The organism is Campylobacter hyointestinalis subsp. lawsonii, from assembly GCF_013372165.1.
In the GTDB taxonomy this organism is placed as follows: domain Bacteria; phylum Campylobacterota; class Campylobacteria; order Campylobacterales; family Campylobacteraceae; genus Campylobacter; species Campylobacter lawsonii.
The window spans coordinates 1,151,221-1,169,076 of record NZ_CP053828.1 but is presented as its reverse complement, the minus strand read 5'-3'; the positions used below and the strand labels follow the sequence as shown (position 1 = coordinate 1,169,076).

Annotated in this window: 18 protein-coding genes; 10 read left to right on the top strand and 8 right to left on the bottom strand. The window is 32.5% G+C overall.

What is annotated here, in order from left to right; genetic code table 11:
* The first annotated feature begins 188 nt into the window (after nucleotides 1–188).
* Both CHLWT_RS05925 and CHLWT_RS05920 read left to right on the top strand, forming a co-directional pair.
* Nucleotides 189–1,358 carry an adenine-specific methyltransferase EcoRI family protein gene (locus CHLWT_RS05925; protein ID WP_112000694.1) on the top strand — a complete coding sequence of 390 codons (1,170 nt, stop codon included), beginning with the start codon at nucleotides 189–191 and terminating at the stop codon, nucleotides 1,356–1,358.
* Nucleotides 1,348–2,427, top strand: coding sequence for an HNH endonuclease family protein (locus tag CHLWT_RS05920; RefSeq protein ID WP_112000693.1), 1,080 nt, complete (start codon nucleotides 1,348–1,350; stop codon nucleotides 2,425–2,427). Before CHLWT_RS05925 ends, CHLWT_RS05920 begins: the two co-directional genes overlap by 11 nt.
* A gap of 190 nt (nucleotides 2,428–2,617) precedes the next feature.
* Here the strand turns inward: CHLWT_RS05920 and CHLWT_RS05915 are convergent, their stop codons facing one another.
* The 3 genes from CHLWT_RS05915 to rpsO are packed head-to-tail and all read right to left on the bottom strand — an operon-like array spanning nucleotide 2,618 to nucleotide 4,373.
* A complete protein-coding gene (locus CHLWT_RS05915) occupies nucleotides 2,618–3,202 on the bottom strand; it encodes an aminotransferase class IV (protein ID WP_112000692.1) in 585 nt (194 codons plus the stop codon).
* Nucleotides 3,168–4,076 (bottom strand): aminodeoxychorismate synthase component I, encoded by a 909-nt coding sequence (locus CHLWT_RS05910; protein ID WP_112000691.1) that lies wholly within the window; start codon nucleotides 4,074–4,076, stop codon nucleotides 3,168–3,170. Before CHLWT_RS05910 ends, CHLWT_RS05915 begins: the two co-directional genes overlap by 35 nt.
* A gap of 24 nt (nucleotides 4,077–4,100) precedes the next feature.
* Nucleotides 4,101–4,373, bottom strand: coding sequence for a 30S ribosomal protein S15 (rpsO, locus tag CHLWT_RS05905; RefSeq protein ID WP_111949901.1), 273 nt, complete (start codon nucleotides 4,371–4,373; stop codon nucleotides 4,101–4,103).
* A gap of 162 nt (nucleotides 4,374–4,535) precedes the next feature.
* On the opposite strand from rpsO, the gene CHLWT_RS05900 reads away from it, so the two are divergent.
* Genes CHLWT_RS05900 through CHLWT_RS05885 form a run of 4 tightly spaced genes read left to right on the top strand, consistent with a single transcriptional unit; the run spans nucleotide 4,536 to nucleotide 8,358 of the window.
* Nucleotides 4,536–4,940 (top strand): Rrf2 family transcriptional regulator, encoded by a 405-nt coding sequence (locus CHLWT_RS05900; RefSeq protein ID WP_063997983.1) that lies wholly within the window; start codon nucleotides 4,536–4,538, stop codon nucleotides 4,938–4,940.
* Between the two features lie 2 nt (nucleotides 4,941–4,942).
* Nucleotides 4,943–7,102 (top strand): flagellar biosynthesis protein FlhA, encoded by a 2,160-nt coding sequence (gene flhA, locus CHLWT_RS05895; protein ID WP_244948766.1) that lies wholly within the window; start codon nucleotides 4,943–4,945, stop codon nucleotides 7,100–7,102.
* A gap of 10 nt (nucleotides 7,103–7,112) precedes the next feature.
* Complete coding sequence (locus tag CHLWT_RS05890; protein ID WP_112000311.1) at nucleotides 7,113–8,123, top strand: DHH family phosphoesterase; 1,011 nt, start codon at nucleotides 7,113–7,115, stop codon at nucleotides 8,121–8,123.
* 1 nt (nucleotide 8,124) lies between these two features.
* Nucleotides 8,125–8,358, top strand: a complete 234-nt coding sequence (locus CHLWT_RS05885) for a hypothetical protein (protein WP_111948462.1) — start codon at nucleotides 8,125–8,127, stop codon at nucleotides 8,356–8,358.
* A 164-nt stretch (nucleotides 8,359–8,522) separates the two neighbouring features.
* On the opposite strand, the gene CHLWT_RS05880 is transcribed toward CHLWT_RS05885, so the two are convergent.
* Nucleotides 8,523–8,777 (bottom strand): helix-turn-helix domain-containing protein, encoded by a 255-nt coding sequence (locus CHLWT_RS05880; protein ID WP_034962699.1) that lies wholly within the window; start codon nucleotides 8,775–8,777, stop codon nucleotides 8,523–8,525.
* A gap of 263 nt (nucleotides 8,778–9,040) precedes the next feature.
* Here CHLWT_RS05880 and CHLWT_RS05875 point away from each other — a divergent pair, with 263 nt between their 5' ends.
* From CHLWT_RS05875 to dnaK, 3 genes are read left to right on the top strand one after another with little or no spacing between them, the layout of a single operon-like run.
* Nucleotides 9,041–9,829, top strand: a complete 789-nt coding sequence (locus CHLWT_RS05875) for an HrcA family transcriptional regulator (RefSeq protein WP_063998975.1) — start codon at nucleotides 9,041–9,043, stop codon at nucleotides 9,827–9,829.
* An 8-nt stretch (nucleotides 9,830–9,837) separates the two neighbouring features.
* Nucleotides 9,838–10,335 carry a nucleotide exchange factor GrpE gene (locus CHLWT_RS05870; RefSeq protein ID WP_373924813.1) on the top strand — a complete coding sequence of 166 codons (498 nt, stop codon included), beginning with the start codon at nucleotides 9,838–9,840 and terminating at the stop codon, nucleotides 10,333–10,335.
* Nucleotides 10,336–10,367: 32 nt separating this feature from the next.
* Nucleotides 10,368–12,242, top strand: coding sequence for a molecular chaperone DnaK (dnaK, locus tag CHLWT_RS05865; RefSeq protein ID WP_112000310.1), 1,875 nt, complete (start codon nucleotides 10,368–10,370; stop codon nucleotides 12,240–12,242).
* 377 nt (nucleotides 12,243–12,619) lie between these two features.
* Here dnaK and ppk2 read toward each other — a convergent pair whose 3' ends face one another.
* Complete coding sequence (ppk2, locus tag CHLWT_RS05860; RefSeq protein ID WP_111948460.1) at nucleotides 12,620–13,447, bottom strand: polyphosphate kinase 2; 828 nt, start codon at nucleotides 13,445–13,447, stop codon at nucleotides 12,620–12,622.
* A 194-nt stretch (nucleotides 13,448–13,641) separates the two neighbouring features.
* On the opposite strand from ppk2, the gene dsbD reads away from it, so the two are divergent.
* The gene (gene dsbD, locus CHLWT_RS05855) at nucleotides 13,642–15,354 is read left to right on the top strand and encodes a protein-disulfide reductase DsbD (RefSeq protein ID WP_112000309.1); all 1,713 of its coding nucleotides are present in this window, start codon (nucleotides 13,642–13,644) and stop codon (nucleotides 15,352–15,354) included.
* Nucleotides 15,355–15,399: 45 nt separating this feature from the next.
* Here the strand turns inward: dsbD and CHLWT_RS05850 are convergent, their stop codons facing one another.
* The 3 genes from CHLWT_RS05850 to CHLWT_RS05840 form a co-directional block, all read right to left on the bottom strand.
* Nucleotides 15,400–16,437 carry a GGDEF domain-containing protein gene (locus tag CHLWT_RS05850; RefSeq protein WP_112000308.1) on the bottom strand — a complete coding sequence of 346 codons (1,038 nt, stop codon included), beginning with the start codon at nucleotides 16,435–16,437 and terminating at the stop codon, nucleotides 15,400–15,402.
* Nucleotides 16,424–17,476, bottom strand: coding sequence for a GGDEF domain-containing protein (locus tag CHLWT_RS05845; RefSeq protein ID WP_170253226.1), 1,053 nt, complete (start codon nucleotides 17,474–17,476; stop codon nucleotides 16,424–16,426). Before CHLWT_RS05845 ends, CHLWT_RS05850 begins: the two co-directional genes overlap by 14 nt.
* 122 nt (nucleotides 17,477–17,598) lie before the next feature.
* Nucleotides 17,599–17,856, bottom strand: a complete 258-nt coding sequence (locus CHLWT_RS05840) for a hypothetical protein (protein WP_112000307.1) — start codon at nucleotides 17,854–17,856, stop codon at nucleotides 17,599–17,601.

Sequence of the window (17,856 nt, the reverse complement as noted above, 5' to 3'; positions counted from 1 at the left end):
AGGTAGCTATCTACGCCTTTTATAGACTCTTTTTGGATAGCTTTTATGAGTTTTTTGTATTGTTAAAATATCTTTAAAATTTTCGCCAAATTTTGGAATTTGGCAATTTTAAAATAGATAAACTTCTATAATATTTTTAAAATTATGCTAAAATTGATCTTATAAAAACTTCATAACAAAGGCAAAAAATGGCTGGTGGTGATAATTTAAGAAATGCCAAAAAGGCTAAAAATGATGAGTTTTATACTCAGCTTAGCGATATAGAAAACGAGCTTAAACACTACAAAGAACATTTTAAAGATAAAGTAGTTTTTTGTAACTGCGATGACCCTTATGAGAGCAATTTTTTTCAATATTTCGTGCTAAATTTTAACCATTTAGGGCTTAAAAAGCTAATTACTACGAGTTATTCAGACTCAGCCATTGCTAATAAAGAATTTTTGATTAGTCCGGGGAAAAGCTATAAAGTCACAATAAGCTATCTTGAAGATATGAAGGACAAATCTAGCCTTAGCAAAGAAGAGCTAAAAGCCATTATAAAGCCAAGAGCTAGATTATTGCGGGGGGGGGGCGACACGCCAAGCGAGAGAGACAAAACTTACTATTTAGCTGGTGATTTTCGCTCTGCTGAGTGCGTGGAGCTACTAAAACAAGCCGATATCGTAGTAACAAATCCGCCTTTTTCACTATTTAGAGAGTATGTAGCTCAGCTTATAGAGTATGATAAAAAATTTCTAATTATCGGTAGTTTAAATGCTATTTCTTACAAAGAAATTTTTCCACTTATAAAAGATAATAAATTGTGGTTGGGTCACGGATTTAAAGGTGGCAATGCTTATTTTAAAAGTGTTAATTTAAGAGAATTTGCTAGTGGTGTATATGATGAAAATACTGGCTTAGTAAAATTTAGAAATTGCGCTTGGTTTACAAACCTTGATATTAAAAAACGCCACGAATTTTTAGATTTATACAAAAAATATAATCCGCAAGAATTCCCAAAATACGATAATTATAATGCTATAAATGTAGATAAAACTTCTGAAATTCCCTGTGATTACTATGAGCCTATGGGCGTGCCTATTACTTTTTTGGATAAATATAATCCTGAGCAATTTGAAATTTTAGAATTAGGTATTGTCGGCAGCTGTAATTTTACTTGTAATAAAAAAATGGAGATTTTAGATAAATTCGGTAATGCTACTGGTAAATTTACTATGAACGCAAAAGGCACTTTATATAGAAAATGGGATAAAAATATAGATAAAAAACCACCTGCTTTTAAAGATTGCGAAACTGGTGATTTATACCAAAGCATTTACGCAAGAATTCTAATCAAAAGGATAAAACATGAAAATTGAAGCAAAAGAATTCACTATTAGAGATATAGTAAATGGCTATAAAAATAATGATGAAGAAGGCGTGGTAGCCTTTGGTGGCAGACTAGATATCCGCCCAAAGTATCAAAGGGAGTTTGTCTATAAAGAAGCTCAAAGAAACGCAGTAATTGATACTATACGCAAGGACTTTCCGCTAAATGTAATGTACTGGGTAAAAAATGATGATAACTACGAAGTGCTAGATGGTCAGCAAAGGACGATTAGCTTTTGTGAGTATGTGGTGGGGAATTTCAGCGTAGATGAAAAATATTTTCACAATCTCACAAACGACCAAAAAGAGCAAATTTTGGATTATAAATTATTTATTTATATTTGCGATGGGACAGATAGCGAGAAATTAGAGTGGTTTAAAACCATAAATATAGCTGGTGAAAAATTAAGTAATCAAGAGCTAAGAAATGCTGTTTATACTGGACCTTGGCTAAGTTCGGCAAAGCAAAAATTTAGCAAAACTGGCTGCGTGGCGTATAAAATAGGCGAAAAATATATGAGTGGCTCGCCCATAAGACAAGAATACCTAGAAACTGCTATAAGCTGGATAAATAATGGTAAAATAGAAGAATATATGAGCATACATCAGCAAGATGATAATGCTGATGAGCTGTGGCAGTATTTTAGGGCTGTGATAGACTGGGTGGAGCTGAAATTCCCAAAATATCGCAAAGAGATGAAAGGTATAGCGTGGGGCGAACTATATAATAAATATAAAGATAAAAGCCTTGATGCTAAAAAGCTAGAAGTCTTGCTAGAAAAACTAATAATGGATGATGAAGTAACAAATAAAAAAGGCATTTATCCTTACGCTTTAAGCCATGATGAAAGGCATTTAAATTTAAGAGCTTTTAGCGATAGCCAAAAACGCAAAACCTATGAAAAACAAAAAGGAATTTGCCCTATGTGTAAAAAGAAATTTCAAATAGAACAAATGGAAGCTGACCACATAACGCCGTGGAGCCAGGGCGGTAAAACAAATGATGAAAACTGCCAAATGCTGTGTAAAGAGTGTAATAGACGCAAAAGTGATAAATAAAAGATTTTTGGAATTCCAAATTCTAAGGAATTCTATATTTTAAACTAGAATTTCGAACTAAAATTCCAAACTGGAATTCCTAGAAAATATAAAAAAATAAACCCCCACACCCCCAAAATATTTAAAATAGAAAATATCTAAATTTTTATCTAAAATTTTAGAAATTTTTCTACCAGACAAAATGCATTTTTTATATTATTTTAAACTTATCCAACTCTACAAAGCCTATCATAGCGTTCATTAAAGCGATTTTTTTGGCGTTTAAGAGCTCGTTTTTATTTATGTCTTTTGGTGTTAAAAAGCCATTTTGAAGTAGCCTTTGTCTTAAAGTGCCTTTTAAAAGCGGAGTTTTTGGAGTCAGCCACAAGCCCAAACTCTCATCAAAAATAGCCAAATTCGCTATGCTAGTGTCTGTGATGAGAGAGTTTTTCATCATAATTATCTCATCAAAGCCGTTTTTGGCTTTATCTATGTCGCTTCTATCTAAATATTTTTTATCGTAGCTAAAGCTTATATTTACTAGCTTAAACTCGTAAAAATCACGCATTTTGTATGGAAAATACTCCACACTTACAAGCTCGCCGTTTTCATCGTATATCACTTTGGCTCTGTAAATTCCCTCTGATTTTGGCTTTAAGATCTTTGTAAAGTCAAATTTAAGCTCATTTGAGACGGAATTTTGAGCTCTTTTGATGTGAAAATCTAAATTTAAAACATTGCCGTTTTGAATTTTTATAGTCTCAAAAAGGAAAATAGACTTTTTGGATGAGTTCATCATACTCCTTTTTTGCCTCGCTCATTACCGTAATACCGCCACCGCTGAAAAAATACAGCCCATTAGAACGCTCTTTGACAAACCTTATCATAACAAAGCTTTGGCAAACTACTCCGTCAAAATATATAAAAACTCCTGTGTAAAATCCCCTAGGCTCTCTTTCGCACTCTTTGATGATGCGCATTGTCTCTTGCTTTGGCGTCCCTGTTATGCTGCCTGCTGGCAGTAAGCTAGAGAAAATCTCATCAAAACTTATCCCTTTTTTCAGCTTTGCGCTGATATGTGAGCTAGTTTGATATAGCTGCGCTACTTTTTGTATGTATCTAAAGCTCTCTACTTTAACCTCAGTAGAAATAGCGCCAAGATCATTTCTCATGAGATCTAGCATCATAGCTGATTCGCTAAACTCTTTTGGATCGCCTAAAAGCCTTTCTTTGGCTTTTGGAAGTGCTGCATTTATCGTGCCTTTCATAGGAAAAGCATGGATAAAACCATCTTTTATAGTCACAAATGGCTCAGGGCTGAAGCAGACAAAATCATCTTTTTTATAGATAATAGCCTCGCCCTTTGCATGCTCAAATATATCTTTTAAACTTAAATTTGTTTCTATTTTGGTAGAAAAACATAAATTTAAAAGATAACTATCTCCGTTTTTTTGATGATTTATGACTTTATCAAAGCTTTTTTTGTATGTATCAAAGTTTATAGGATATTTTTTTATAAAATGATTTATAGGGCTAGCTTTTTTTACATTTAGCTTAAATTCTATGCCAAATTTCTTTGCGTTTTCGGGGTGAGTGATGATATTTTGCTCTGGGGTATCGTAGCTAATAAGAGCTATGAAAGGCTGATTTTTAGGGAATTTATAGAGCATGAGAAAAGCCCTAATAGGGCTCTTTTACTTATCTCTGATGCCAAGCTCAGCTATAAGTTTTGTATAAGATTCGTAGTTTTTAGCTTTTAAATATTTTAAAAGTCTTTTTCTTCTGCCGACTAGTTTAAGAAGACCTAGACGAGAACTAAAATCTTTTTTATTTGTTTTTAAATGTTCGGTAAGTTCAATAATCCTTGCAGTAAGAAGAGCTACTTGAACTTCTGGAGAACCTGTGTCTGTGCTTTTTCTAGCGAATTTCGCAACTATTTCTGCTTTTTTAGCCGAATCTAAAGCCATAATTGACCTCCTGAGCGGTATTAAATTTTTGAATGGTGATTTTAGCTAAATAAATCAAAAATATAGCTTAAATAGAAGCTTTTTTTAAATTTAGACTAACTTAGTCAATATTAAAACAAAATTTGCTAAAATTACTGAATTTAAATAATTAAAGGAGCACAAGTGCTTTTTACAAAAGCTAGTGAATATGCGTTACTCTCTTTGATATTATTATCTCAAAGCAACTCCCCAAAAGATGTAGATGCAATGTCTTGTGAACTAGGGATCTCAAAAAGTTTTTTGGCTAAAATTCTACAAAATCTTGCAAAAGAGGGCATATTAAATTCATTTAAAGGCGCACACGGCGGTTTTATACTTGCCGATAAGCCTTCAAATATCAGCATAAGACGAATTTTAGAAAGTGCTGAAAAAAGAAAAGCTTATGTATTTGAGTGCAGTATCGATCGTAAAGACTGCCCGAGTGATAAAGGAAGTGTATGCAAAATGTGGCCTATGTTTAATGCCTTACAACTTAAAGTAGATGACTTTTTAAACGGCATTACTTTGGCAGATATCATCAAGAAGTAAATTTGGCAAAACGCAATATCTTAACAATGGTCGCTCCATTTTTAGCGCCATTTGTAAAAGCTAAAAGTTTAACCGTTGTTTTTGTTATCGTCGCTATTTTAGCCATTATTATAGTTCCGCTTCCAAGCGTAGTTTTAGACTTTTTTTTGGCGTTATCACTTTCTATATCAGTCTTGATCGTACTTATATCGATATATATACCAAAGCCTACTGATCTTAGCACATTTCCTACTTTGATACTTATAATTACGCTTTTTAGGCTATCTTTAAATATCGCTACGACTCGTATGATACTAAGTGAAGGTCATAACGGACCAGAAGCAGTTAGCGAGATCATCGCTAGTTTTGGTCAGTTTGTAGTCGGCGGTAACTATGTTATAGGTGTCATAGTATTTTGCATACTTGTACTTATAAATTTTATGGTTGTAACAAAAGGCTCTACAAGAGTTAGCGAAGTTCAAGCTCGTTTTACCCTTGATGCTATGCCTGGAAAACAGATGGCTATCGATGCTGATCTAAATGCGGGACTTATCGATGAGCAAACAGCACGCTCACGCCGTCAAGAGATCATCTCAGAAGCGAATTTTTACGGCGCTATGGATGGTTCGTCTAAATTTATAAAAGGTGACGCGGTTGCTGGCATTATCATCACTATTATAAATATTATAGGTGGTTTTTTGATAGGCACGTTTCAGCATGGTTTAGATATGAGTGCGGCAGCTCAGAGCTATACGATACTTACGATAGGAGATGGCTTAGTAAGCCAAATTCCAGGGCTCATCACATCTACTGCAACAGCCATTATCATAACTAGAGCTAGTAAAGATGAAGATAACTTTGCTGATGGCGTCGTATCTCAGCTACTTGGCGAGTATAAAACTTTGCTTATAGTAGGTTTTATACTATTTATATTTGCTATGGTTCCTGGACTTCCTACGTTTTCTTTGGGTTTTATGGCGGTATTGTTTTTAAGTATAGGGTATCTTATGAAGCAAATTCAAGACGGAAATCTTAATTTTTCAGTTACACAAGATAACACGAAAAAGCAACAAGATCCAAATTTAAAAAACGAAACATCTGAAAAACCTATCAAAAAAAGCGACGAAGAAGTAGCAAGAGAAGAGCAAAGCAAAATAGATGATATACTAAAGATCGAGATCTTAGAACTAGATCTTGGTTATGGGCTATTAAAGCTAGCAGATAGTGATCTTATAGAGCGGATAAGGGCTATGCGTAGAAACATAGCTTCGATGCTTGGCTTTTTGATGCCTAAGATCAGGATACGCGATAACTTACAACTTCCGCCAAACGAGTATAGGTTTAAGCTAAAAGGGGTCGTGATAGCTAGTGGAACTATTTATGCGGATAAATTTTTAGCTATGGATAGTGGATATGTAAGCAACGATATAGAAGGAATCGCTACAAAAGAGCCTGCTTTTGGGCTTGATGCTTTATGGATAGATGGGAGTGTAAAAGAGGACGCGATTTTAAGTGGTTATACGGTCGTAGATCCTGCTAGTGTGATATCTACTCATATGAGCGAACTAGTTAAACAAAACGCAAGTGAGCTTCTAACAAAACAAGAAGTTCAAAATATACTAGAAAAGCTCAAATCAGACTATCCAGTCGTTGTAGAAGATACGCTCAAAGTCGCAAGCGTAGGTCTCATCCAAAAGATACTAAAAGCATTGCTTAAAGACAATATCCCTATAAAAGATATGTTAAGCATACTCGAAGCAACAAGTGACGTCGCAGAAGTAAGTAAGAATTTAGATATGATAATAGAACACGTCAGAGCTGCGCTTTGCAGGGTTATAACATCTCTTTACGCAGATGAAAAAGGACAGCTGAATTTTTATATATTTGATGCTTCAGTACAACAAAAACTAATCGATAGTCTAAGCTACAAAGACGGCGCTTATCATCTTATGATAAATGTGGCTCAAACTTCGGCTATAGTTACTGCTTTAAGAGAAAAAAGAGCAAACAGAAGTGTGAGCGAACAAGGCGCTATGCTACTTTGCGTAGAGCCTAGTCTGCGTAAATTTATAGCAAATATAGTGCAAAACTTTGGAATTGATATAGTTGTTCTTAGTTTCGCAGAGATCGCGCCAAATACTCAGTTTGAGACTCTTGGCGTGATAGAAATACCAGAAATTTAAAAGGAAAAATATGAAAATTTATCATCTTAGTCATACTGATTTAGATGGATATTCGTGTCAATTTGTAAGTAGTTTTTATCTGAAAAATGTTAAATTCTATAATTCAAACTACGGAAAAGAAATCGACGAAAAATTTAGTCAAATACTAAAAGATATAGATGAACAAAAAGCCGTTATCTTGATAACTGATCTAAATTTGAGTCTAGCTCAATGTGCTAACTTTGAAAATGCTATAAGTGGAAAAGATATCAAACTTATGCTATTAGATCATCATCAAACTGGGCTTGAGTGTTCAAATAAATTTAAATGGTACTATTTAGATAGTTCTAGAAGTGCTACAAAGATCACGTATGATTTTTTTAGCTCTTTGTTTGGTAAAGATGATAGGCTTAGTGCTTACTGTAATGTAGTAAATGCCGTAGATATCTGGCTAAAAGATAGCGAAGATTTTGAGCTTGGTAAAGTCTGTATGGGTATCATATCAGGAGCAAAAGAGATAAATAAAATACTATTTGAAAACGAGCATATTCAGTATGTTTTTTATCTTATAAACTCTTTTATGAACTATATCGGACTAAATAACGCCCATATCGCTTTAGATAATGACACGCATAAGATCAAAAAAAATTTTTTTAAATTTAAAAATGACGATACTTTGAGTAATCTAAATTCTGCGTATTTAGTTAGACTTTTGAGCGATGCAAAAGAGAAATTTACAGTACTTTACAGAGGTCATAAAGGCATACTAACTCACAATATAGGAAGTACTTCTGTTATAGGTAATGACTTTTTGAGTGCAAATGATGATTATGATTTCTTTTTAGATATTACTAGTAAAAAGACTATGAGCTTTAGAGCAAATGGCAAACTAGATGTTAGCAAAATGGCAGCAGAACTTGTAGGCGGAGGAGGGCATATAAATGCTAGTGGAGGTCTATTTGTAGGATTTAAAGATGGCTTTGCTTATGAGCCTATAAAAGCTCAAATAGTTGAACTTATAAATAAAAAAACAGGAGAGTAAAATGAAAGATTATGAAAATGAAATAACACTAGAAGAGATGAGCTATGAGCTTGACTTGATGATGCAAGGTATGCTTTATTTTGCAGGAGTTAAAAAAGACAGACTTTTAGATGCTTGTGATATCTATATAGAAAATATAGATAATGCTTTAGAAAACTCTAAATCAGAGGGCGTAGATGAAATCATAGAAGCAGTTGAGTTTATGAAGAAAAACTTCAAAGAGCTGTTTAAATAAAAACAGCCTACCTCTTTTTTGAGAGGTTTTTAAATTTAAATAATTTTATCTTTTTATAAAAATCACGATGCAATTGCTTATAAAAGCTCATAAATTTAGAATTATTATCTCTATAAATAACTGCAAAAACTGCTTCTAAGTCGTTTCTTTCTTTATTTGTTAGTCTATCCAACTTTATCCCCTATGACTTTTTTTAGTTTATTTACTGTATAGATTAGTTCATCATCATCTAATTCACAAAGCATTTTACACACAGCAAGAGCTGCTTGTGGTTTAGCAATACCTAGCTTCCAATCTTGATATGTTCTCATAGAAACTCCGAGTTTCTCTGCCATTTGTGCTTGAGATATCTTTTTACCTAAGTTATTACTTTCAACAGCGTTATGTAAAATATTAAAGATGTTGCTGATTTCTGCCATGGGCGTAATTATACATTTAGTTGTATTAAATATATATTAAAAATTATATAATATCTATTATAATTTATTTAATACAAAATATATATTATATTTAAATTAATAAAATATATAAATTATACGGAAAAATGTATAAATATATTTTATTTTTGCCAAAATATGAAATTTTATAAACTATATCTAAAGTTTTATACTTAAAAGACTTGACAAATATAGGCTCAATGTTGTATAATTCTTTTAGCAATTGAATAGGAAGAGTGCTAAAAGTGAAAGTAGATAAAAGAGATTTGATATTAGAGTCTATCATACAAGCTTATCTTGAAGAAAATGAGCCGATTGGCTCAAATGAGCTAGGTATCCGTATGAACGTTAGTATCCCAGCATCAACTATCAGAGTATATTTTAAAAAGCTCAGTGATGAGGGAGCTATAACACAACTTCACATAAGCGGTGGGCGAATTCCTACATTTGCTACTATGAAACTTTATTGGCAAGACAGACTTAAATTTAATAGTCCTATAAATATCACAAATAGCGATGTTTTGAATTTTTTGGTTTATGATTTCGGTCTTTATTGTATGATTTTTGGAGTTAGTAAATTAGTTCTAAGTGAAGTTTTAAATGTGGAAAATAGATTTTTGATTCTTGATTTTGTAGGCGAGAGTATTGTTTTAAAGTATAACCCTAAAGTAGAAAAATTTCTAAATAATATAATAGGCATTAGCCTAGAAGATTTAAACAAAGTTTCTATGCAAGTTGGATTAAGCGAGCTTAGAAGCAAGATAAAAGAGTTAAAAAGAAATCGCATATATTTTCAAGAAAATGAAAAAGTTGCGTTTGAAATGTTTAAAGACGATAGAATAAAAAGCATATTAGAACCATCGTTTGAGCATATTTTTAGAACAAATTTAGCGTTTAATCCAGTGTTTGAGCCTGGTTTTATGGGCTTAAAAACAGATGTGATATTTGAGGGGAAAAGTGCAGTTATGATATGTGCCGGTAGTGTTTATAGTGATTATGAAAAATTTTTAACCAGCATAAAGGAGGTAGCGTGAGCGAAGAGATAAAAGAGCAGATTGTAGAAGATACGGAGATACAAAACGACAATGAAGAAAAAATTTGCGATGCTAAAGATGAAGAGATAGCGGCTCTTAAAGAGAATTTGATAAGAGCTACTGCGGATTTTGAAAATATCAAAAAACGCTTAGAGAGAGAAAAGAGCGAAGCTGTCAAATTTGCAAATGAGAGTTTTGCAAGAGATCTTCTTCCAGTCATTGATGCTTTGGAGATCGCTTCAAATTTACAAAGTGGAGATGATGAGATAGCAAATAAGATAAAAGATGGTATAAACTTAACTATAGAGCAGTTTAAGAAAAGTTTTGAAAAATATGGAATTAAGGAGATTAGCACCGATACAGAGTTTAATCCAGAAGTTCACAACGCTATAAATTATATAGAAACAGATGAGGTAGAAAGCGGTAAGATAGCTGCTGTCTATCAAAAAGGTTATCTGTATAATGATAGGGTTTTAAGACCATCTATGGTCGTAATTGCCAAGTAAATTAAGTAAATTAAATTTAAAAGGATAAAAAAATGAGTAAAGTAATAGGAATAGACTTAGGAACAACAAATTCATGCGTAAGCATATATGAAAGAGGCGAAAGCAAAGTTATACCAAACAAAGAGGGTAAAAATACAACTCCTTCAGTAGTAGCTTTTACTGATAAAGGTGAGATTTTAGTAGGCGATACTGCAAAACGTCAAGCAGTAACAAACCCTGAAAAGACTATATTTTCTATAAAAAGAATTATGGGTCTTATGATGAACGAAAAAAACGCACAAGAGGCAAAAAGCCGTCTTCCATACCATATAGTAGATAGAAACGGTGCGTGTGCTGTTGAGATAGCTGGTAAAACATATACTCCACAAGAAATTTCTGCTAAAGTTCTTATGAAACTAAAAGAAGATGCAGAGGCGTTTTTAGGCGAGAGTGTTGTGGATGCCGTTATAACTGTGCCTGCATACTTTAATGATAGCCAAAGAAAAGCTACAAAAGAAGCAGGAACTATAGCAGGGCTAAATGTACTTAGAATCATAAATGAGCCTACAGCCGCAGCTCTTGCTTATGGTCTTGATAAAAAAGAGGCTGAAAAAATCGTAGTTTATGACTTAGGCGGTGGAACATTTGACGTAACTGTGCTTGAAACAGGCGATAGCGTAGTTGAAGTTTTAGCAACAGGCGGTAATGCGTTTTTAGGTGGTGATGACTTTGATAACCGCTTAATTGACTTTTTGGTAAATGAATTTAAAAGCGAAACCGGAATCGATCTAAAAAGTGATGTAATGGCACTTCAAAGGCTAAAAGAAGCTGCTGAAAATGCAAAAAAAGAGCTAAGTAGTGCTATGGAGACAACTATAAATCTTCCGTTTATCACAGCTGATGCGACTGGCCCAAAACACCTTACAAAAACTATTAGCAGAGCTAAATTTGAGGGTATGATAGACGACTTGGTAAGCGAAACTATCACAAAAATCAATGAAGTTGTAAAAGATGCTGGTATAAGTAAAAGCGATATAAAAGAAGTAGTTATGGTAGGTGGTTCGACTCGCGTTCCGCTAGTACAAGAAGAAGTCAAAAAAGCATTTAGTAAAGAGCTAAACAAATCAGTAAATCCTGATGAAGTAGTCGCTATCGGAGCTGCTATACAAGGTGCTGTTATAAAAGGCGACGTAAAAGACGTGCTTTTACTAGATGTTACACCACTTAGCCTAGGTATCGAAACTCTTGGCGGGGTTATGAGTAAATTGATAGAAAAAGGCACTACGATCCCTACTAAAAAGTCTCAAACTTTCTCAACTGCTGAAGACAATCAAAGTGCGGTTACTATTAACGTGCTTCAAGGAGAAAGAGAGTTTGCAAAAGACAATAAAAGCTTAGGTAATTTCAATCTTGAAGGAATTATGCCAGCACCAAGAGGAGTGCCACAAATTGAAGTTACATTTGATATAGATGCAAATGGAATTTTAACAGTTTCAGCAAAAGATAAGGCTAGTGGCAAGGCTCAAAACATCACTATAAGTGGTTCAAGCGGTCTTAGCGAAGAAGAGATAAATAAAATGGTAAATGACGCTGAAGCTCACAAAGAAGAGGATAAAAAGAGAAAAGAAGCCGTAGAAGCTAGAAATGGCGCTGATAGCTTAGCTCATCAAACTCAAAAATCTCTTGATGAGCTTGGTGAGAAACTTCCAAACGAAGATAGAGCTAAAATCGAAGCGGCATTAAATGATCTAAAAGAGACGTTAAAAGATGAAAATGCATCAAAAGAGCAAATTGACGTAAAAGTAAAAGCTTTAAGCGAAGTTAGTCATAAGCTAGCTGAGACTATGTATAAAGAGCAAAATACAGGTGCGACAAGTGGTGAGCAAAAGAAAAAAGATGATGACGTCATAGACGCAGAAGTCGAATAAGCTTTCTGTAAATTCTGCAAATGGAGTTGCGATTAAATTCGTAACTCTAAATTTAAAAAATACTTATAAATTTACTCGTAATTCTTGTGATATAGTTGTAATAATATAATCTATAGGCTAAAAATAAACAATAAAATAATATTAACTATTTTCGCTTTTGGTGCGTATCTGTGCGTATCGGCATTTTGTGTCTGTTTAAAAACTTTTATAGATGAGATAGCAATGGCGTTTTGTATGAATATTTCTTTTTATTGCCGATTTTTTTGGGATTTTTCGATCTGCTGTTTTACTTTTAAAAATGATTAAAACGGCTTTAAAACCTTTTATTTGCTTCAGTTTATCGGTTTAAGTGCCGATTGTTTGGCACTTAAATTTACTCATCCGTGCATCTGTTTTAAATTTTCACTTTTTAGATTTTCTTCCATAAGCTTTATCTCAGTAGATCCACTTTTGACGATTTTTTCCTCGATCTTTATCTCTTTGGCCTCTATCTTATTTGGGTAATCGACTTTGTTTAGTAGATATCTAAATGTATTTAATCTAGCCTTTTTCTTGTCGTCGCTTACTATGATAGTCCATGGTGCGTAAGGTGTATTTGAAGCTAGTAGCATCGAGTATTTTGCTATTGTGTATTGATCCCATAGCTCTTGACTTTTTTGATCTACTGGAGATAGTTTAAACTGCTTTAAAGGATCTGTTTTTCTATCTTTGAAACGTTTTTTTTGTTCGTCTTTTGAAACTGAGAAGTAGAATTTAAATAGTAAAATTCCAGAACTCACCAACATTTCTTCAAATTTAGGTACTTGCCTTAAAAACTCTTTATGCTCTTCTTGCGTACAAAATCCCATCACAGGCTCAACTCCTGCACGATTATACCAGCTCCTATCAAATATCACGATCTCGCCGGCACTTGGAAGATGATCTGAATACCTTTGAAAATACCACTGAGTTCGCTCAACGTCGCTTGGTTTTTCCAAAGCGACGACTCTACAGCCTCTAGGATTTAGATGTTCAGTAAGTCTTTTTATAACTCCGCCTTTTCCTGAAGCATCTCTTCCTTCTATGATAATGAGTACTTTTAAGCCGGCTTCTTTTACGTGGTTTTGAAATTTTAAGAATTCTATTTGTAGTTTTCTAAGCTCTTTTTCATACTCTATTTTACTTTTTTTGACCTTGATGGTCACAAAATCATCATCTTTTTCCATATGACTTCCTTAAAATATAATTATATTATTGTATAGTTTATTAATTAAAATTCTGTTTAAATCAAAATAATAAATATAAATTTAATAAAAATTTACACACTTAAATTTTATTATTTAAAATTTGATTTACGTTTAGGATAAAGTATGTTTATAAATATAAAGTACAATTTTACTTATTTTTTAAAGGAAACGTAGTGTATAGGTTTTTAGTTTTGCTATTTTTATTTTTTAGCTTTAGTTTTGGTGCTGTGCTTAGTGTAGATGATGCTTTTAAAATCAATGCAAGTATCGACAAAACTCAAGGTATAAATTTAAATTTTAAAGTCAATGAGAGTGTTTATCTGTATAAAGATAAACTAAAAATTATCGTTTTGGGGAATGATATAACTGAGTATTTAAATTTACCAAATTATGAAAAATATGATGGTTATGAGATATATAAAGGCGAGTTTGATCTGTTTGTGCCATTTGGTTTGCTTTCAAACTTTACTACTAAAAATAAGCTAACTCTAGACCTAAAATATCAAGGCTGTTCTTATAGTGGATTTTGCTATAAACCTATGGAAATTACTTATGAAGTAAGCAACACTGATGGAGAACTAAAAATATCTAAAACACAAAGTTCAGAAACTCCAGTTAAAGCAGCTGTTTCTGATCAAGATAAAATAGCAAATTCATTTACAAACGATGGCAAACTTATGACTATCATAACGTTTTTTTGGTATGGACTTTTGCTATCGCTTACGCCTTGTGTGTTTCCTATGATACCTATCGTTTCAAGTATAATCATCGCAAAAAGTGGCGAGAAAAGATCTATAAAAACCGGGCTTTGGATAAGCTTTGTTTATCTATTTTTTATGTCTTTGGCCTACGCTATCGCAGGTGTTTTGGCAAGTGTATTTGGTGCTAGCATTCAAGGTCTTTTGCAAATCCCTGCTGTTATTATAGGCTTTAGTATTATATTTGTGTTGCTTTCTTTATCTATGTTTGGGCTATATAATATAGAGCTTCCTAAAAAATTTCAAAGCTATATAAGTTCAAAAAGTGAGAAAAAAGGTGGAATTCTTGGTGTGGCTATAATGGGATTTTTATCTGCTCTTGTTGTTGGGCCTTGCGTTGCAGCACCTCTTGCTGGAGCTCTTTTATATATAGCAAATAGCGGAGACGCACTGCTAGGCGGTATCGCTTTGTTTGTTATGAGTATGGGTATGGGCATTCCTCTCTTGCTAGTAGGTATAGGTAGCTCACGCTTGCTTCCAAAGCCTGGATTTTGGATGGATGAGATAAAAAGAGCGTTTGGATTTTTGATGCTAGGTATGGCTGTTTGGATGCTTAGTAGGGTGATAGGAGATGAGATAGGCTATTTTCTTTATGGAGTTTTAGGAATATTTTGGGCAGTAAGTCTTGGTGCGTTTGAGCCAGCTAGCACAAAAGGGCTTAAATTTATAAAAGCTTTTGGACTTTTTATATTTATAGTTTCATCAGTGCTTGTAGTAAATTTCAGCATAAATAAATTCGCTCCAAATTTGATAAATAAAAATGCAGCTATAAAACAAGATAATATAGAATTTATAAAAGTATCAAATTTAAAAGAACTTGATAATATCTTAGCTTTAAGCGATAAGCCAGTAATGATAGACTTTTGGGCTTCTTGGTGTGTGAATTGTAAAGAGCTAGATGAGATAACATTTATGGATCCAAAAGTTTTACTAAGACTAAAAGATTTTACTTTGGTAAAAATAGACGTAACAAATGGCAACGCAGATGATGTTGCTTTGATGAAAAAATACTCTGTTTTTGGACCGCCAGCTCTGATTTTTTACAAAAATGCTAAAGAGTTAAAAAACAAGCAAATAGTCGGATTTATAGGTGCTAATGAGTTTTTAGAACATATAAAAGACATTTGAAATTATCTCAAATAAAGATAAGCTATCATAATCTAAATTTATCCATCAGCGAAATAAACGGGGGGGGGTAGAGCCATCATCGCTTGATACGACGCAGTTTTTAGTGGATCTTTTGCCTTTATAAAGCCTTGCGTCGGCTTGTTTTATAAGCGTTTCTTTATCATCGCTTCTATCAGATACGCCAAAAGTCAAAGTACATTTTACAACCCCATTAGGTGTATTTACACGTATTTTTTCTGCTTGACGTCTCATTTTTTCAATTTTATCTAAAAAGATCTCTTTTTTTGTATCAAATGATACTATGAAAAATTCCTCTCCACCCCAGCGTGATACTATGTCATTTTTTGCAGAGTTTTGCGTGAGTATCTCTGATATATGCTTTAGTATCTCATCGCCTACGTTGTGTCCGTATTTGTCGTTTATCTTTTTAAAATTATCTATATCACAGATTGCGACTATCATATCAAAATATCTAGTTTCATTTATAATAGAAGTTAAAGCTCTTTTGTTTAAAAGCCCTGTTAGGTAATCGGTTTGGGACATATTTTTAAATTTATTCTCTTCATTTTGTAGTTTGTAAAAATGCACAATATCTATTATCCTAAGAGTTTTGGATAAGAGTGGCATAAGAAATATCAAAAATGCAAAATTTATTAAAAACAGATGTGTATCATGAAAACTTCTTTCTTCAAATGTAAAAATATAAAGTAGCACGTAAGTTACTGATTCTAATGAAGCGACCAAATAAGATATAAATATGCTTTTAAAGACGTTTATATATACGATAGAAAGTAACGCTATAAATATAAGATCAAATCCGCAGTTCCATCCGAGCTTGATTATACATATAGATATATAAATCATTATTTGGATATGTAATAGCAAAAATGCGTTATTTATACTCTCTTTTCTAAATAGATATAAGCAGATCATATAAACAAATATGTTAAATACGCTTAAGATCATCAGATCATACTGAGCTCTTATAAAGAATACAAGTGTATGCACTACAGACATTATGCAAAATACGTCTATGATCTTTTGTAAATTTTTAATTATATTGTCTCTATTATTTTGATTCATAATGCTTGAAAACCAATCTATTTTTACCTTCTATTTTACCTTGATACATAAGCTGATCTACGTCATGTATCAGCATTGATAGATTTATATCAGGCTTTATATCAGTTATATACAAAGCTCCAAAAGTTGCAGTTACGTTTAGTGCATTAGGTTTTAAATTTTCTATTTTTATCCTTGCTAAATCTATGATCTCTTTTAGATATGCTTCATCTATATCTTTTATAGAAATAAGAAATTCCTCTCCACCCCAACGCCCAAGCTCACCGTATTTTGAAAAACTACTTTTTAGCGAAGAAGAGACGCTTTTTAGGATATCATCGCCAAAAATATGCCCAAATGTATCGTTTATTGTTTTAAAATTATCAAGGTCGCAAAGTATAATACACATTGACTTTATCTTATGATTTTTTAATAGCGTAATATTTTGATTTATGATCTCTTGGATAGGAATCCTATTATAAATTCCAGTTAAAAAGTCGTGTTCTGCTATCTTTTGGTAGTTACTTCTGTTTTTTTCTAAATTTATTATCTTTGTAGCTTGAACTATGCTTAAATTTTTATGAAGATATAAAAGCGAACAGCTTATGATGATAAAATTTAGTATATAAATAGCTTCTTTAAAGCCAGTATCTCCATAGATTATCTGTTTATCTCTAGTCATAAAATATAAAAATAGACACAATAAGCATTGAATCGTTATAAGCATTATCTCTGGTTTTTGATTTTTAAATATATAAAAATAATAAACTAAAACAAAGCCTATGAAATACAGTTCAAATCCGTATCCCCAACCAAATGTGATGATATCGCAAGATACATTGTATGCGACGCCAAACTGCATATAAATATTTATGAGTTGAAAATATTTTGGATTATGGAGCGCTATATAAATAAAAATTGCAATCACAAAAGTAGTGATTTTGTTAAATGCTAAAAATGTTATCCCGTAATATAAATATATAATAGAAAATATAAATAATATAGAAATATAAATGATAATAAATTCACGATATATTTTACTTTCAATAACTCTTTGCATAATCTCACTTCAACTTTTTTTATTTATCCTACCTAAAAATGGCTTAATTTGATATATAAAATTATGACTTGATAAAAAATGATTTTAATTTACCTAGCTTCATTCTACTACTTTTCATAATCTTAACTATATTCTATCTTATTTTTATCATAGCAGACATTTTCTAAATTTTGGTTTTTCTTCGTGTTGGCAGTTTTGCAGTCTTTTGTTTGCATACAAAACTTACACTCTTTATACAAGTTATATTTTATAAATAAATTTACGCCTTTATAAACGATATCTAGTTTGGAACTATTTTTTGGCTGAGCTTTGCGGTGATCGCAGCAGTAAATTTGCGTAAATTTAGCTATGCTTAAGAGTTGCAATTTTTCATTTGTCAT

Coding starts and splice junctions, on each gene's coding strand:
- CHLWT_RS05910 (WP_112000691.1), bottom strand. CDS start 4,076: ATGCTCTATAAATTCCCTAAAAATCAGCCTTTCATAGCTCTTATTAGC.
- CHLWT_RS05885 (WP_111948462.1), top strand. CDS start 8,125: ATGAAAGATTATGAAAATGAAATAACACTAGAAGAGATGAGCTATGAG.
- CHLWT_RS05840 (WP_112000307.1), bottom strand. CDS start 17,856: ATGACAAATGAAAAATTGCAACTCTTAAGCATAGCTAAATTTACGCAA.
- CHLWT_RS05890 (WP_112000311.1), top strand. CDS start 7,113: ATGAAAATTTATCATCTTAGTCATACTGATTTAGATGGATATTCGTGT.
- dnaK (WP_112000310.1), top strand. CDS start 10,368: ATGAGTAAAGTAATAGGAATAGACTTAGGAACAACAAATTCATGCGTA.
- rpsO (WP_111949901.1), bottom strand. CDS start 4,373: ATGGCTTTAGATTCGGCTAAAAAAGCAGAAATAGTTGCGAAATTCGCT.
- CHLWT_RS05880 (WP_034962699.1), bottom strand. CDS start 8,777: ATGGCAGAAATCAGCAACATCTTTAATATTTTACATAACGCTGTTGAA.
- CHLWT_RS05845 (WP_170253226.1), bottom strand. CDS start 17,476: ATGCAAAGAGTTATTGAAAGTAAAATATATCGTGAATTTATTATCATT.
- CHLWT_RS05920 (WP_112000693.1), top strand. CDS start 1,348: ATGAAAATTGAAGCAAAAGAATTCACTATTAGAGATATAGTAAATGGC.
- CHLWT_RS05915 (WP_112000692.1), bottom strand. CDS start 3,202: ATGAACTCATCCAAAAAGTCTATTTTCCTTTTTGAGACTATAAAAATT.
- CHLWT_RS05925 (WP_112000694.1), top strand. CDS start 189: ATGGCTGGTGGTGATAATTTAAGAAATGCCAAAAAGGCTAAAAATGAT.
- ppk2 (WP_111948460.1), bottom strand. CDS start 13,447: ATGGAAAAAGATGATGATTTTGTGACCATCAAGGTCAAAAAAAGTAAA.
- CHLWT_RS05850 (WP_112000308.1), bottom strand. CDS start 16,437: ATGAATCAAAATAATAGAGACAATATAATTAAAAATTTACAAAAGATC.